The organism is Cellulomonas sp. Leaf395 (genome assembly GCF_001424125.1).
Classification (GTDB): Bacteria; Actinomycetota; Actinomycetes; order Actinomycetales; family Cellulomonadaceae; genus Cellulomonas.
This window is the reverse complement of record NZ_LMQI01000004.1, coordinates 555406-570392: the sequence shown is the minus strand read 5'-3', so window position 1 is coordinate 570392 and position 14987 is coordinate 555406. Positions and strand designations below refer to the sequence as shown.

Annotated in this window: 14 protein-coding genes; 5 read left to right on the top strand and 9 right to left on the bottom strand. The window is 70.9% G+C overall.

Going from position 1 to position 14987, the window contains the following annotated elements; all coding sequences use genetic code 11:
- Nucleotides 1-38 precede the first annotated feature (38 nt).
- On the bottom strand, nt 39-1136 hold the full coding sequence (locus tag ASG23_RS14110) for a DNA glycosylase AlkZ-like family protein (protein ID WP_056025982.1): 1098 nt from the start codon (nt 1134-1136) through the stop codon (nt 39-41).
- Nucleotides 1137-1183: 47 nt separating this feature from the next.
- Here ASG23_RS14110 and ASG23_RS14105 point away from each other — a divergent pair, with 47 nt between their 5' ends.
- Entirely contained in the window at nt 1184-2119 is a 936-nt protein-coding gene (locus tag ASG23_RS14105) for an ABC transporter ATP-binding protein (protein ID WP_056025980.1), read from the top strand.
- A complete protein-coding gene (locus ASG23_RS14100) occupies nt 2116-3330 on the top strand; it encodes an ABC transporter permease (RefSeq protein ID WP_056025978.1) in 1215 nt (404 codons plus the stop codon). The genes ASG23_RS14105 and ASG23_RS14100 overlap by 4 nt, the downstream gene beginning before the upstream one ends.
- 235 nt (nt 3331-3565) lie before the next feature.
- Here the strand turns inward: ASG23_RS14100 and ASG23_RS14095 are convergent, their stop codons facing one another.
- The gene (locus ASG23_RS14095) at nt 3566-4132 is read right to left on the bottom strand and encodes a hypothetical protein (RefSeq protein ID WP_157465667.1); all 567 of its coding nucleotides are present in this window, start codon (nt 4130-4132) and stop codon (nt 3566-3568) included.
- Between the two features lie 118 nt (nt 4133-4250).
- Here ASG23_RS14095 and ASG23_RS14090 point away from each other — a divergent pair, with 118 nt between their 5' ends.
- A complete protein-coding gene (locus ASG23_RS14090) occupies nt 4251-5897 on the top strand; it encodes a bifunctional 3'-5' exonuclease/DNA polymerase (RefSeq protein WP_056025974.1) in 1647 nt (548 codons plus the stop codon).
- Nucleotides 5898-5912: 15 nt separating this feature from the next.
- Here the strand turns inward: ASG23_RS14090 and ASG23_RS14085 are convergent, their stop codons facing one another.
- The 4 genes from ASG23_RS14085 to ASG23_RS14070 form a co-directional block, all read right to left on the bottom strand.
- Nucleotides 5913-6416, bottom strand: coding sequence for a hypothetical protein (locus tag ASG23_RS14085; protein WP_162242695.1), 504 nt, complete (start codon nt 6414-6416; stop codon nt 5913-5915).
- A gap of 94 nt (nt 6417-6510) precedes the next feature.
- Nucleotides 6511-7239, bottom strand: a complete 729-nt coding sequence (locus ASG23_RS14080) for a cupin domain-containing protein (protein WP_056025970.1) — start codon at nt 7237-7239, stop codon at nt 6511-6513.
- A gap of 43 nt (nt 7240-7282) precedes the next feature.
- A complete protein-coding gene (locus ASG23_RS14075) occupies nt 7283-8188 on the bottom strand; it encodes a PmoA family protein (RefSeq protein ID WP_056025968.1) in 906 nt (301 codons plus the stop codon).
- Complete coding sequence (locus ASG23_RS14070; protein ID WP_056025966.1) at nt 8185-9630, bottom strand: Gfo/Idh/MocA family protein; 1446 nt, start codon at nt 9628-9630, stop codon at nt 8185-8187. Before ASG23_RS14070 ends, ASG23_RS14075 begins: the two co-directional genes overlap by 4 nt.
- Nucleotides 9631-9753: 123 nt before the next feature.
- Between ASG23_RS14070 and arfA the strand changes: the two genes are divergently transcribed.
- A complete protein-coding gene (arfA, locus tag ASG23_RS14065) occupies nt 9754-11271 on the top strand; it encodes an arabinosylfuranosidase ArfA (protein WP_056025964.1) in 1518 nt (505 codons plus the stop codon).
- 85 nt (nt 11272-11356) lie between these two features.
- On the top strand, nt 11357-12355 hold the full coding sequence (locus ASG23_RS14060; RefSeq protein ID WP_056025962.1) for an alpha/beta hydrolase: 999 nt from the start codon (nt 11357-11359) through the stop codon (nt 12353-12355).
- 15 nt (nt 12356-12370) lie between these two features.
- Here the strand turns inward: ASG23_RS14060 and ASG23_RS14055 are convergent, their stop codons facing one another.
- From ASG23_RS14055 to ASG23_RS14045, 3 genes are read right to left on the bottom strand one after another with little or no spacing between them, the layout of a single operon-like run.
- Nucleotides 12371-13021, bottom strand: coding sequence for a hypothetical protein (locus ASG23_RS14055; RefSeq protein WP_082516187.1), 651 nt, complete (start codon nt 13019-13021; stop codon nt 12371-12373).
- Nucleotides 13022-13065: 44 nt separating this feature from the next.
- On the bottom strand, nt 13066-13977 hold the full coding sequence (locus ASG23_RS14050; RefSeq protein ID WP_056025960.1) for a carbohydrate ABC transporter permease: 912 nt from the start codon (nt 13975-13977) through the stop codon (nt 13066-13068).
- Nucleotides 13977-14930 (bottom strand): carbohydrate ABC transporter permease, encoded by a 954-nt coding sequence (locus ASG23_RS14045; protein WP_056025958.1) that lies wholly within the window; start codon nt 14928-14930, stop codon nt 13977-13979. Before ASG23_RS14045 ends, ASG23_RS14050 begins: the two co-directional genes overlap by 1 nt.
- Nucleotides 14931-14987: the final 57 nt, after the last annotated feature.

The window sequence follows — 14987 nt, the reverse complement described above, 5'->3', positions numbered from 1 at the left end:
GGGTCCCGTGCGGACCCGGCCGGCGCCGGCCTGACCCGCTACGGCCGGACCAGGTCGAGCTCCAGCCACTGCGCCAGGTCGTCGATCTCGGCGTCGACGGCGGCGCGTGCGTCGGCGGTCCACGGCTCGTCCTCGTGCACCGTGTGGAGCCGCAGGACGCCGGCCTTGACGTCGGCCGTCGCGTCGAGCTTGCCCACCAGCCGGTCCCCGACGAGCACCGGCAGCGCGTAGTAGCCCCAGCGGCGTGCGGCCACCGGCTTGAACATCTCGAGGATGTAGTCGAACTCGAAGATGTCGGTCATGCGCTTGCGGTCGTGCAGCAGCAGGTCGAACGGCGAGAGCAACGCGGCCCGACCCTCGAACGGTGCGTCGAGCTGCGCGGGGTCGACGCGCCACTCGCCGCGGACACCCTCGACGACCGCGGGCTCACCCGCCTCGGCGACGTCGACCGGCTCGACCGGCTGCTCGGGTCCGCGCCGCCGGGCGATGCCGAGCGCCGAGAGCCGTCGCTCGTCACGGACCCGGAACGCCTCCTCCAGCGGCACCGGCGGTCCCGGCGGGTAGATGCGCTCGGCCAGGTCCCAGAGCCGGTCACGGCCGGTGCCCCCCGCGGCGGCGACGTCGCCCATCTGCACCATCAGGCCAAGCAGCATCTGGACGTTGCGGTTGTTGTTCCAGCCCGACGACTTCCAGGGCCGTGCGCACGTGTCAGGGAGCTCGCTGATGGGCAGGGGCCCGTCGGCCCGCAGGATCTCGAGGATGTCCTGGCGACACCCCTCGTTGTCCGCCACCCACTGCCGATTGGACCGTTGCCAGTCCTTGAGCCGATCCCCCACGCCGGGCCACACCGCCATCTCCGCGCGGTACAGCGACAGGTCCTGGGCGACCCGCAGCGTGCCGCGGTACTCGAGGATCGACTGCGCGTCGAGGGCGTCGGCGAGCTCGCGCGGGTCGTACGCCGACCCGATCCGGCTCCACAGCACCAGGTCCGCGCTCGGCGCGATCGCGCTGGTCGGGTTGAGCAGGAGGAGCCACAGGTCGTGCACGGTGTCGTGCACGTCGGTCGGCCGGTCCGCCGTGAGGCGCTGAGCACGCACGGCGATCCGACGGGCGTCGGCACGGGAGAGGTGGTGCACCCTCGGCAGACTAGGCCGGGCCACCCACAGATGCTTCGATGGGCGCCATGGGTGCACTGACGATCGAGTCCCTCAACAAGACGTATGGCCAGGTCCGAGCGCTGCGCGACCTGTCGATGGAGGTGCCGGCCGGCGAGATCGTCGGCTTCGTGGGCTCCAACGGGGCCGGCAAGTCGACGGCGATGCGGATCGTGCTCGGCGTGCTGGAGGCCGACTCCGGCGAGGTGCGCTGGGACGGTCGACCGATCGACCTCGCGGTCCGGCAGCGCATCGGGTACATGCCCGAGGAGCGTGGCCTCTACCCACGGATGAAGGTCGGCGAGCAGCTGGTCTACCTCGCGAGGCTGCACGGGCTGACCCCGGCGTCGGCCACCACCGCGATGGAGCACTGGACCGAGGTGCTCGGCATCGCGGAGCGGCGCGGTGACGAGATCCTCAAGCTCTCGCTGGGCAACCAGCAGCGGGTCCAGCTGGCCGCGGCGCTGGTGCACTCCCCCGACATCCTGGTGCTCGACGAGCCGTTCTCCGGCCTGGACCCGGTCGCGGTCGACGTGATGAGCGGCGTGCTGCGTGAGCAGGCCGACGCGGGCGTGCCCGTGCTGTTCTCGTCGCACCAGCTCGAGCTGGTCGAGGCGTTGTGCGACCGCGTCGGGATCATCAAGAGCGGGTCGATGGTGAAGTTCGGCGGGATCGAGGAGCTGCGCCGGACGGACGACAGGCGTTGGGTGGTCGACGGCCCACCGGCGGCGGGGTGGATCACCGCGGTGCCGTCGGCCCAGATGGTGTCGTCGCAGGGCACGCGGTCCGTCGTCGAGGTGCGCGGCCAGGCCGCCGACGCCGTCGACCAGGAGATCCTTCGGGCCGCCATGGCCGCCGGGCCGGTGCACGAGTTCGGTCTGCTCCGCCCGTCCCTGACCGAGCTGTACCGGCACGTCGTGACGACCGACGCCACCGTGACCGACCGAGAGACGGTGTCCGCATGAGCCCCCGTCCGACCGTCGTCGAGATCTCGAACGGCGCCGCCATCCGGCTGATCGCCGGACGGGAGATCAGCACCCGCGTGAAGTCCAAGGCGTTCGTCTGGACCACTGTCGCGCTCGTCGCGGCCGTCGTGCTCGGCGGGGTGCTGCTGCACTTCGTCGGGTCCCAGTCCGACACCACCCAGGAGGTGGGGGTGACGCCCGAGGCGTCGGGGGTCGCCGAGCAGCTCGTCGCCCTCGGCTCGGTCCTGGGCACCACGATCGAGACGCAGGAGGTCGCGTCGGCCGAGGCCGGGGAGGCGCTGCTGAGGGACGGGACCGTGGGCGCGGTCGTGACGGGCACCGACCCGCTGACCGTCGTCGTGCACACGGAGCTGCCCGACGCGCTGGCGCCCGTGCTCGGGTCGCTGGCGCAGCAGGAGGCGCTGTCGTCGGCGGTGACCGAGCTCGGTGGCGACCCGGGCGAGGTCGGCCGCGAGATCGCGCAGGCGGCACCCGACGTCACCGCGCTGGAACCCGCGCCGGAACAAGACAACGCGCAGATCGTCGCGGGCTTCGTCGCAGGCATCCTGCTGTTCATCTCGCTGATGACCGCCGGCCAGCTGGTCGCTCAGGGCGTGGTCGAGGAGAAGTCGTCGCGCGTCGTGGAGCTGCTGCTGGCGACCGTGCGACCGTGGCAGCTCATGGCCGGCAAGGTGCTGGGCATCGGGGTCATCGGGCTGAGCCAGGTGGTGCTGGTCGTCGGCGCGGGGGCGGGGACGGCTGCGCTGCTCGGGCTCGTCGACGCCAGCTCGATCAACCTCGGCGTCACGGCCCTGTGGGTGATCGTCTGGTTCGTCGTCGGCTTCACCATGTACGCCCTGGCGCTCGCCGCCCTCGCGGCTCTGGTCTCGCGGCAGGAGGACGTCGGCTCCGTGACCGCGCCCGTGATCACCCTGATGATGATCCCGTACCTCATCGGCATCAGCATCGCGCCGTGGGACCCGACCAACCCCCTCGTCGTGTGGCTGAGCTTCGTCCCGTTCTGCGCGCCCATGCTCATGCCCATGCGGATCGCGCTCGGGGAAGTGGCACCCTGGGAGATCGCGCTGTCCCTGGGGCTGTCCCTCGCGCTGATCCCCGTGCTGGTCTGGCTCGCCGGCCGGATCTACTCGAACGCCGTCCTGCGCAGCGGCGGGCGGATCAAGCTGAAGGACGCCCTGACGGCGTCGTGAACGTTGCCGCAGGTCAGGTGGTCCGTGACGGGTGTCGCGCGGGTTGCATCTGGACACACGCCCCGGAGAGGATGCCCGCCATGCCCGCTCCACCGCCGCGCGATGTCGTCGAGCCGTTGCGGTCTCGCGTGCCGCTCGGCGACCCCGACGACGGGCCGTGAATCTTCCCGATGCGGCGCGTGCCTGTCAGTGGGGGCTTCTCGGTGACGTGATCTGTCGGGCGATCGGGAGCGTGTTAGTTCCTCCCCAGCGCCGGGTACACCTCTACGGTGGCCAGGTAGTCCTCAAGGAGTTTCCGTGCGCCGCCGTACGGCGCGACGTCAGGGTCGGATTCGGGACGCCATACGGCGATCACCTGAGAGTCCGGGAAGTTCCCGCCGAAGAGGAAGGCGGCCGTTCCTTCGTCGAAGGGAACCAGCACGGCCGGGTGGCAGTCCCTGTTCTCGATGCACATGGCCACGGCGCGGTCCGCAACACCCACGCACGGCGAGAGACTCGCCGCTTCGCAGTAGTCCTCGGCCCAGGCAACAATCGAGTCCGGTGAATCCGCAACCGGCAGAAGTCCGTACACGTCGGTGTCTATGGTGACGAATTCGGACCCTTCCAGCATCCCTTCCACCGTCGAGGAGGGCGACTGATCCGGCTCCGCCGCGGGGATCGCGGACGTCGACTCCCCGGCATCGGGTGGAGTCGCCGTGCACCCCGCGACAAGGAGAACTGATACCAGGACCATTGCTGCTCGTCGCACGCTGACCATCGGGATCGCCTCCGCGCTCAGCCTAGTGACGGCGAATATCTCCACAAAAGGGATAAAATCACCGATCCCCTGAGCAGACGGTGGCGAGTGCCCGGCTTGGCGGCACGGCGGAGGATCCGGCGGGGCACGCCGTAGGTGTCGGACCCGGCAGCCACAATGAGCCGTGTCCTTGCTGCTGCTCCTCGACCACCCGTCGCGCGCCGGCGACGTCGAGCTGCGGTCGCTGACCGACCAGGGCGAGCCGGTCGACTCCGACCTGGTCGCTACCGAGGACCTCGCTGCCGCCGTCCGCGAGCGCGAGACGGATCGGCCACGCTGGGTGTGGGACGACACGTCGCGCCGCTACCCACCGCTGCTGGCTGCGGGCGTGCGGGTCGAGCGGTGCCACGACCTGCGGCTCTGCCACGCGATCCTGCGGCGGAGCGTGTACTCGCAGGCGTCCGCGCTGGCCAGCGCACCGGCCGGACCGTGGGACGGTCCGCGGGTTCCGCCACCGGTCGAGGGCAGTCTTTTCGACGACGCCGGGCCGTCGGAGGTCGACGATCCTCTCGAGGAGCTGCAGGGCCAGCTCGCGGCCGTCGCCGGTGCCGACGAGCCCGGTCGCCTGCGGCTGCTCCTCGCCGCCGAGTCCACGGGCGCTCTGATCGCCGCCGAGATGCAGCACGACGGCATGCCGTGGAGCGTGGAGTCGCACGACGCGCTCCTGACGGACCTGCTGGGTCCACGGCCCCGGAGCGGGCGGCCGCCGAAGCTCGAGGCGCTCGCCGACGAGGTCCGCGACGCGCTCGGTCAGCCGTCGCTGAACCTCGACTCGCAGCCGGACCTGCTCCGCGGGCTGCGGGCGGCCGGGTGCGACGTGGAGTCGACGCGCACGTGGGAGATCAAGGCCCTCGAGCACCCGGTGCGGGACCCGCTGCTCGCCTACAAGAAGCTGTCGCGCCTGCTGAGCGCCAACGGGTGGGCGTGGATGGAGGCGTGGGTCCACGACGGCCGGTTCCGCCCTGACTACGTGCCCGGAGGCGTGGTCACCGGCCGGTGGGCGACCAGCGGCGGCGGAGCACTGCAGCTGCCCGCGAGCATCCGCGCGGCCGTCCGTGCCGACGCCGGCTGGAAGCTCGTCGTCGCGGACGCCGCCCAGCTGGAACCGCGCGTGCTCGCCGCGATGTCCGGCGACGGCGCCATGGCCGCAGCCGGCCGGCACGCCGACCTCTACCAAGGCGTGGTCGACGCCGGCATCGTCGAGACCCGGTCCGAGGCCAAGTACGCCATGCTCGGCGCCATCTACGGCGCCACCACCGGCCCGTCGGCCGTCCTCATGCCCCGCCTGACCAAGGCGTACCCGCGTGCGGTCGCCCTGGTCGAGGCCGGTGCCCGCGCCGGGGAGCGCGGCGACGTCGTCTCCACCTGGCTCGGCCGCACCTCCCCGCGTCCCGACGCCGCCTGGCAGGCCGAGCTCGCCGCCGCCTCTGCCGAGGGCGCGGGGGCCGACGACGTCCGCGCCGCACGCCGACGCGGCCGCGACTGGGGGCGGTTCACCCGGAACTTCATCGTGCAGGGCACCGCCGCCGAGTGGGCGCTGTGCTGGATGGCGTCGCTGCGGCGTCGGCTGCTGGCCGTCGACGGTCGTCCGCACCTGGTGTTCTTCCTGCACGACGAGGTCATGGTCCACTCGCCCGCGGAGGTCGCCGATCTCGTGGCGGTCGCGGTGAGGGAGTCCGCCGTGGAGGCCGGGCGGCTGCTGTTCGGCGACAACCCTGTGGACTTCGCGCTGAACGTGGCCGTGGTGGACAGCTATGACGAGGCGAAGTAAGGCCGATCGCGAGGGTCAGTGGGTCAGGATCAGCTTGAGCCCGATCACGAGGAGCCCGAAGGCGCCCGCCAGGGCGGTCTCTCCTAGCAGCTCAGCGCCCCGGACGCCGGCTCGATGGGCTGCGAACGCCGCGGCTGCAGCGAGCATCGCGACGGTGAACCAGAGTGCGAGGAAGGCGGAGTCGTGCACGTCCAGGCCGATCAGTCGACCGATGACGAAGACCACGAGGACGGGGAGGCTACCCAGCAGCACGCCCGTGTTGTTGTGCAGCGCATGGCGGAGCCGGTGGTGCGTGCTGTGGTCGGTGTCCTCGAAGCGTCCGCCGACCGCATCCGCGTACACGTGCGCGAGCCAATAGGTCACCGAGACCATGGCAGTCGCCACGACCACGAGCTCGCCGGTCTCGGCACTGGCACTCGTCGCGGCCAGCACGACGCTCGAGACAAGCGCTCCGTAGAGCACCTCGGCCGGGCCCTTGCTGTGCAGGAACCGTCCTACGCGGCTGACGCGATCATCCACGTTCATTGAACCCTTCGTGGTCGGACAACGACTCCCTATGGTGTCCTACGCCGGCCGGGGCCGCTGCCGCGGGCATCCGATCGGCGCGCAGACCTCAGGTCGACGACGGCCAGGTCTGGAGCCGACCGCACATCCCGTACCGGCGCGGCTCAGCGTTGGCCTCGATGGTCGAGACCGTGCCTCGCGCCAGGTGGGGTGCGGCACCGCGGAACAGGCCCTCGAGCGCCGCAGCCGTGCTCGCGTTCTCGGGGTGGACGTTGCGGGTCCACAGCTCCTGCCAGCGCGGGGCGAACGGTCGGACGATGCGGGTCGCGGCGTCGTGGAACGGCCTGAGCGCATCGGGACCGATGCGGTCGACGGCGGCAGCCAGCTCGGCGTACCCCTCGAGAGCGAGGTCACGGCGTCGGCGGGCGGCTGCGGCGATCTCCTCGTCGGTGGCGCCCCTGCCGGGGAGGGTCGCGGCCGCGCGGTAGGCGGCGGGGTCGGCGAGGACGGTCGCCGGGAACGTCAGGACGGCGTCACCGGCCTCGGGCAGCCCGGCGTTCGACATGAGGACGAGCACCTCGAGCTCGCCGTCGTTCACCGCGCGGTGCACCACGCCGGGACCGAAGGACACGATCGAACCCGGGCGCAGCGGCTGCACGGCGAACCCGGACTGCCCGAGGGTGTGGACGGAGCCGGTGCCGGCGAGGACGACGTACGCCTCCGACGACACCACGTGCAGGTGCGGCGACCCGCTGCCCGCCCGGCCGACGCCGTCGGGGGCGGGCCAGTCGTAGACGCGCAGGTTGCTGACCGAGACCCGACCGGGAAGTCCGTTCATCAGCGCAGCATCTCAGCGCCCGGCCCCGGCTGCCCGGTCGTGATCACGCCGAGCTCCCCAGGGCCGCCAGCCCAGCCGCCGACTCCGGATCCGAGGCACCGTCGGCGATGACGACCGCGTACCGGAAGCGGAGGGTGTCGCCGGGGGTGAACGGGACCTCGGTCGAGAAGAACGGCGCCGGGTTGAGACAGCCGAACTGCTCGGTGCGCGCGAACCACTGCGGGGGGTGCGACGGGTTGTCGGTGCTGTCCACGATGACGACCGTCGATGCCCCGCCGGTCTCGTCGTGCTGTCCGACGAACCCCATCCACGGTCCGCGGGACCCGCGGATCTCCTCGCCCCCTGAGATGCCGGGCGCGAGCAGGGTCCCGCCGGTGAACGACCGCGGGCCGCGCCAGAACAGCCCGCCGTAGCCGGCGTTCTCCCGCCCGCGCGTGGTGGGCGACCCGAGGGTCAGGTCCGCGGAGGACACGTTGGTCATCGTGGTCTCGAACGTCAGCACCCAGGCGTCGTCGCGACCGTCGGGGACGACGAACCCGAGCGTCCGCTGCTCGTCGATCACGTGCTCCCCCGACTGCGTGTGCCACGCGAGGGTGTGCGTGAGGTCGACGCGGTCAGGGCCGACGCTCAGGTCGGTGAGCGCGACGTGGTCCATCGACCCGTCGTTCTCCAGCTGCACGTACCCCTGACCGTGCACGTACGTGGGCCCACCCCAGAAGTTGTGCCCCCCGACCACCGGGAGCGACCAGGCGATGCCCTTGTGCCACACGTGGTCGTGCGGACGGAAGGCGGTGACCAGGTCGCCGCCGCGGGTGCGGACGGGGTGCAGATACGGGCGCGGGCTCTCCAGCTGCACGTCGGTGGGGACGTAGACGTAGCGGGCCAGCGTGGTGCCGTCGAGGTCGACCTCGATCGCCCGGCCGACGTCGTGCAGGGCGGAGAACGTCACAGGTCTGCCTCGAGCGAGACGCCCAGGTCCAGGTCGCCGATCGTGACGGGCAGGCCCGTGATCAAGGACTGGTTGGCCGCGATGCCGACGGACACGGCCCGCAGCCCGTCCATGTACCCCGCCGGGCGGCCGAGCGCGTCCTCGGACACCCGCAGGTGGCGTCGGAACACGTCCTTGAGCAGGATCGCGTCGCCGCCGCCGTGGCCGCCGATGCCGTCGGGGATCGCGTACTCGGTCGCTCGCTCCCAGTGCTTCTGCACCAGCAGCCGCTCCCCCTCAGGTCGCAGGGTGTCGCCGACGTACGTGGGGGTGGCCGACGGGTCCAGCAGGGCGTTGCCGTTCTCGTCCAGCTCGATCGCGCCGCGCTCGACGACCTCGAGCTCCGCACGACCGGCCGTGCCGTTGACGGTGACGCGGTAGCCCTCCCAGGGGCTGTGCGCGTTGAGCGAGTAGGTCAGCGTGGCGCCGCGCCGGTAGTCGACCAGCAGGGCCATGTTGTCCTCGATGGTGATGCCGGGGCCGAACACGTCCTGGTCGCGCAGGTAGCCGTCGTGCTCCTCGGCGTCGAGGTAGAGCGACTTCAGACGGGCGTCGTCGTTGAGCTCGAGCGTGAAGGGGTCGCCGACGACGCCGGTGCCGCGAGCCGGTCGGGGCCCCAGGCCGCGCTCGGCGGCGTTGCGGTCGCCGTAGAACTTCAGCCCGCCGCGGGCGTAGACGCGGGCCGGCACGTCGCCGAGCCACCAGTTGACCAGGTCGAAGTGGTGGCTCGACTTGTGCACCAGCAGGCCGCCGGAGTTCTTCTTCTCGCGGTGCCAGCGGCGGAAGTAGTCGGCGCCGTGCACGGTGTCCAGGGCCCACTCGAAGTGCACCGACGTGACCTCGCCGATCTCGCCGGACGCGATGACCTGACGCAGCGACGAGTTCCGCGGGGCGTAGCGGTAGTTGAAGGTCATGACGATGTCGCGACCTGTCTCGGCGACCGCGCCCGTGATCCGCCGGCAGCCGGGACGGTCGATGGTGAGCGGCTTCTCGACGACGACGTCGGCCCCCGCGGCGAGTGCCCGCGCGACCAGCTCGGCGTGCGCGTGGTCGGGCGCGGTGACGACGACGACGTCGACGGCCTGCTCGGCGATCATCTTCTCGAGCCCGTCGGGGGCGTACGTGGGAAGTGCAGCCGGGCGGCCGAGAGCCTCGGACACGACCCGCTCGTAGTGCGCCATGCGGCCCGGGTTGGTGTCGAGCAGGGCGACGAGGGTGGCGACGTCCGCGTGCTCGCCGACGATCGCGTCGACGTACATGCCCGCCCGGTGGCCGGTCCCGACGACCGCGTACCTGCGGTACTCACCGTCGGGGGCGGGCGCGAACTCCGGGATCACGCCCGGGCCGGCGGTCGTGCTGCTGCTCGAGGCGGGACGGGGGGCGGTCGGGTTCTGGTCGATCACGGGATTCCTCGGTGTGTGTCGTCGCGTCGTTGCGGAAAGCGTTCTCCGTCGTGTCTGTAGCCTAGGCCTTGTACCAAGTTCTCGGACAGACCTCGGGGACCCGAACGTGTGAAGGAGACCCCCATGCCCCAGCGAGCCACCGTCCTGCTGCACCCCGACTTCCGCGTGGGCGACATCGACCGCCGCCTGTTCGCGTCGTTCGTCGAGCACCTCGGGCGCGCGGTCTACACCGGCATCTACGAGCCGGGCCACGACACCGCCGACGAGCACGGCTTCCGCCGGGACGTCGCCGACCTGACCCGTGAGCTCGGCGTGAGCATGGTCCGGTACCCGGGCGGCAACTTCGTCTCCAACTACGTCTGGGAGGACGCGGTTGGACCCGTCGAGGACCGCCTGCCGTTCATCGACCTGGCCTGGCGGACCATCGAGCCGAACACCGTGGGCACCGACGAGTTCCTCCAGTGGGCGGAGCGCGAGGGCATCGAGCCGATGATGGCCGTCAACCTGGGCACCCGCGGGGTCGCCGCCGCCGCCGCGCTGGTCGAGTACTGCAACGGCGAGGCCGGGTCGCGGTGGGCCGACCTGCGGATCGCCAACGGCCGCGAGAAGCCGTACGGCGTGACGCTCTGGTGCCTGGGCAACGAGATGGACGGCCCGTGGCAGATCGGGCACAAGGACGCCGACGAGTACGGCAAGCTCGCCGCCGAGGCCGGCAAGGCCATGCGCCTGGTGGACCCGTCGATCGAGCTCGTCGTCTGCGGCTCGTCGTCGATGATGATGGACACCTTCGGCTCCTGGGAGCAGACCGTCCTCGAGCACACGTGGGACGTCGTCGACCACCTCTCGATGCACGCCTACTACGAGGAGCTGGACGGCGACCGCGCATCGTTCCTCGGGTCGGGCACGTCCATGGACCGGTTCATCCGCCGGGTCGTCGCGTCCGCCGACGCCGTGGCCGCCCGCCGCCGCTCCGACAAGGTCGTCACGATCTCGTTCGACGAGTGGAACGTCTGGTACCTGCAGTCCCGCTTCCCTGGCGAGAAGAACCTGCCGCTGCAGCGCGACGCGCCGCGCATCATCGAGGACGTCTACTCGGCGCTCGACGCGGTCGTCGTCGGCGACCTGCTGGTCACGCTCCTCAACCACGCCGACCGGGTGCCCGTCGCGTGCCTGGCCCAGCTGGTCAACGTCATCGCGCCGATCATGACCGAGCCCGGCGGCCCTGCCTGGCGCCAGCCGACGTTCCACCCGTTCGCGACGACCGCACGACTGGCCCGCGGCACCGCCCTCGACCTGCGCGTCTCGGGTCGGTCGATGACGACCACGGCCCACGGTGAGGTCCCCGTGGTCACCGCGGCGGCCACCCTCGACGGGTCGGACGTCGCGGTGTTCCTGGTCAACCGCTCCGCCGAGCCGGTCGAGGTCGAGCTGTCGCACCCCGGCGTGACGCTCGCGCTCGGGCGCGGGGTGCAGGTGACCGCCGACGACGAGCCCGCCGTCGAGGGACCGGAGCACGCGGCGGCCGTGACCGAGCGCCACGTCTCCGAGGTCGACGGCCCCGCGCCCGCGACCGGCAGCACCGTCGTGACGCTCGCTCCGGAGTCGTGGACCGCCCTGCCGGGGACGCTCACCCGCGCTTGAGCAGACGTGTGCGCGAGCTGGGTGGTGCGACCCGCTCACGGGCTCGCACCACCGAGTCGGGCGTGGGCAGTGAGACGATCGACAGATGAGACGCCTCGGGCTCGCAGTCGGCTGGCTGCTCGGGCTCCTGGCGGCAGGCCTGGTGGGCTTCGGGATCGCCGCACGTCTGAGCCCCAAGCCGGCGTCGGTGGTGATCCGCCGTCGGTTCGACCGCAACGGCACCGAGCGGCTCGCAGCCACCGCGCCGTTCGTCCCGGGGCACGTCGTCTCCACCCTCGACATCCCCTACCGCGACGGTGACCCCGACGCCCGTCTCGACGTGCACCGGTCCACCACGCCCGGCACCGGGCTCCCGACGATCGTCTGGGTGCACGGCGGCGCGTGGCTGTCCGGAAGCAAGAACCTCATCGCCAACTACCTGCGCGTGCTGGCCGGCGGTGGCTCCACGGTGGTCGGCATCGGCTACTCGATCTCGCCACGGGCCACCTACCCCACGCAGGCCCTCCAGCTGCTCGACGCGCTCGCGTACCTCACGGAGCACGCCGACGAGCTCGGTGTCGACGCCCGGCGCCTGGTGCTCGCGGGCGACTCGGCAGGCGCACAGATCGCGTCCCAGGTGGCCGGCTTGGTCACCAGCCCGCCGTACGCCGCGTCCATCGACGCCCACCCGCGGATCAGCCCCGACCAGCTCGCAGGGACGGTGCTCTTCTGCGGGGCCTTCGACATGTCGCTCGCTCGAGGACTGAAGGGCCGGAACCGCTGGTTCGTCGACTCGGTGATGCGCTCGTTCACCGGCAGCACCGACTACCTCGACAACCCCCGCTTCGCGGGCATCTCCGTGGTCGAGCACCTGACCGCCGACTTCCCGCCGACGTTCGTCTCCTGCGGCAACGCGGACCCGGCCCTCGGTCACACCCTGTCCCTGATCGCCACGCTCGAGCGGCTCCGCGTCCCGTACGAGGCGCTGCTCTTCGACGCGGACCACCACCCGCCGCTCGGGCACGAGTTCCAGTTCCAGCTCGGCACCGACGCCGGCCAGGAGGCGCTTGCCGCCCTCCAGGATTTCGTCGCGCGGCTGCCGTAGGAAGCGGCTCGCGGCTCAGCCCTGGCGGACCGCCGCGCGGTGCTCGACGGCCACGACCGCCAGCGAGAGCAGGCCCGGCACGATCACGGCGATCGGCGCGAGCATCCACATCATCACCGCGCACAGTCCGAGGGCGACGACGAGCAGGAAGGTGCCCATCAGGTCGTCGCCGGCGCGCTTGGCGGCGGTCTGCACGACCGTCCCCCACCTGGCGCCCGGTGACCACCCGGCCGCGGACCGCAGCACGACGACGAGCAGGACGGCGACCAGGAACACCGTCGCGATGCGGACCCCGGTGCCGCCCGGCATCCCGCCGGCGCCGATGAGCTGCAGGTTGAACAGCAGGACCAGCAGCAGGACCGGCATGCCGATCGACACCAGCCACACACCGCGGCAGGCAGACCGGAAGTCCTCCCAGAGCGCGGCGATGGTGTCGGGGCGCCCGTCGAGGTGGCGCCGGACGTGGGACACCCCGGCGGCGAGCGCGGGGACGGCCGTGATGATCGGCAGGCTCAGCACCGAGACTCCGAGACCGACGAGGAGCGCCTCACTGAACAGGCCGAAGCGTCCCCCGCCGAGCAGCGGCTTCTGGTCGGGTCCGGGCGTGACGTCCTCGGGACCCGGGTCCGCGGGGCGGCCGGAGTCGTCGGGAAGCGGAGTGCTCATGGCATCCAGCCTCACACGATCCTGTCGCCCCGCGGAAACGCCCATCAGCCCTTGAGCCCCTGCGTCGCCACGCCTTCGACGAGGTAGCGCTGGAAGATGAGGAAGAAGAGCATGACCGGGACGAGGGCGAGGACGGCCATGGCCATCTGGGCGCCGTAGTCGGAGGTCGTGGTCTGGTCGACGAAGAGTCGCAGCGCGATGGGCAGCGAGTACAGGTCGGGCTTCTTCAGGTAGAGCAGGGGTCCGAAGAAGTCGTTCCAGGACCAGATGAACGCGAAGATCGCGCTGGTGACCAGGGCGGGCTTCATCAGCGGGAGCATGATCGAGCGGAAGATCCGCACGTGCCCGGCGCCGTCGATGCGCGCGGCCTCGTCGAGCTCACGCGGCAGGTTGCGCATGAACTGGACCATGAGGAACACGAAGAACGCCTCTGCGGCGAGGAACTTGCCGATCAGCAGCGGCACGAACGTGTCCACCAGGCCGAGCCGGTTGAACACGATGTACTGCGGGATGATCACGACGTGGAACGGCAGCAGGAGCGTGCCGATCATGAGGGCGAAGAAGACGTTGCGCCCGGGGAAGTCGATCCGCGCGAAGGCGTAGGCGCTGATCGAGCAGGACAGGGTGATCCCGATGACGGAGCCGACGGCCAGGATCACCGAGTTCATGAAGAACGTCCAGAACGAGACGCCTCCGATCCCTTCGATGGCCTTCTGAAAGTTGGCCACGGTGAAGTCGGTGGGGATGAGGCTGACGTTGCCGACGATCTCGCTGGACGGCTTGAACGAGGACATCAGCATCCACACCGCGGGGTAGAGCACGATCACGATCAGGGCGAGCGAGCACACGTGGAAGATCAGGGCCCGGCCGCGCTTGCGGTTCTTGGTGGACTTGCGCAGCTGTGCGCTGTCGTGCGAGCTGACGATGTGGTCGGACGTGGAGGTGACGGCGCTCATCACTTTCCCTCCCCGGAGTAGTGGACCCAGTGCTTCGAGCTCCAGAAGAAGACGGCGGCGAGTGCGCCGACGACGATCACGAGGATCCAGGCCATCGCGGAGGCGTAGCCCATCTGGAAGTCCTGGAAGCCGCGGAAGTAGAGGTAGAGCGTGTAGAAGAGGGTCGACCTGGCGGGGCCGCCGGTGCCGTTGGAGATGATGAACGCGGACGCGAAGATCTGGAACGCGTGGATCATCTCGAGCAGCAGGTTGAAGAAGATCACCGGCGACAGCATCGGCAAGGTGATCCGGGTGAACTTGCGCCCTGCCCCGGCGCCGTCGACTGACGCGGCCTCGTACAGCTCCTGCGGGATCTGCTTCAGCCCGGCCAGGAAGATGACCATCGGCGCCCCGAACTGCCAGACGGTCAGCAGGATGAGCATCGGCATCGTGCGCTCCGGGTCACCGACCCAGCCGCCGGCCGGGAAGCCGAAGAACTGACCGACCTGGTCGACGATGCCGTTGTCGATGAACATCGCCTTCCACACGATCGCGATGGAGACGGAGGCCCCGATCAGCGAGGGTGCGTAGAACGAGGACCGGTAGAACCCCTTGCCGCTGAACGCGTTGTTCAGCAGCATCGCCACAGCAAGGGCGGCGAGCAGCTTGATCGGGGTGCCGAGCAGGACGTAGGTGAGTGTGACCTTCCACGCCTGCTGGTAGTTCGGGTCGTCGAACAGCCGCGTGAAGTTCTCCATGCCGATCCACTCGGGCGGCGAGAACAGGTTGTAGTTGGTGAACGCCAGGTAGAGGGAGGCGAGCATCGGGCCCGCGGTGAGCAGGACGAACCCGAGCAGCCAGGGGCTCAGGAAGGCGTAGCCGGCCAGGGACTCGGACCGCTTGCGCCGCTTCTTCGCGGCGGTATGTGCGGCGGTCGAGGGGCCCGTCGTCGGAGCCTCGGCAGTGAGGGTCACGAGCGTGATCCGTTCGTCGGTTTCTGGTGGTGCAGGCGGTACGGGCGGTCGATGTCC